A 526-nucleotide genomic window follows, 5' to 3' on the forward strand; every position below is an offset into this window, starting at 1 on the left:
GCCCGCACCGAACGCCGCCGCGACGAAGCGGCCCAGGCGATCGCCGACGTGATCGAGACCATCCCCGAGGTCCTGTCCGCGCGGTGCGTCGCGACGTACGCGGCCCGCCCCACGGAGCCCGGCACCACGGCGATGCTCGAACGACTCTCGGCACGCGGGGTCCGCGTGCTGCTGCCGGTCCTCGGCGCCGGCCTCCAGCGCGACTGGGCCGAGTTCGACGGCGCGCACGACCTCCAGGTCCGCGCTCCCGGACGCCCCCCGGAGCCGAGCGGCCCTGCCCTCGGTGCTGCGGCCCTCGCCGACGCCGACGTCGTCATCGCCCCGGCACTCGCGGTCGACTCGAACGGCGTCCGCCTGGGGCAGGGCGGCGGCTGGTACGACCGCGCGCTGGAGCACGTGCGGCCCGGCACCAGGGTCATCGCGGTGGTGTTCCCCGAGGAGGTCTACGACGCGAGCGACCGCCCGCTGCCCCTCGAGAAGCACGACCGCACGGTCGACGCGGTCGCGACCCCCCTCGGATGGCGCT

General features: G+C 76.4%; 1 protein-coding gene. It reads left to right on the forward strand.

Going from position 1 to position 526, the window contains the following annotated elements; translation table 11 throughout:
* On the forward strand, positions 1-526 hold a 526-nt coding region (locus H9623_RS19160; protein ID WP_193721586.1), incomplete at both ends, for a 5-formyltetrahydrofolate cyclo-ligase.

The sequence above is a fragment of the Oerskovia douganii genome (assembly GCF_015142735.1).
GTDB classification, from domain to species: Bacteria; Actinomycetota; Actinomycetes; order Actinomycetales; family Cellulomonadaceae; genus Oerskovia; species Oerskovia douganii.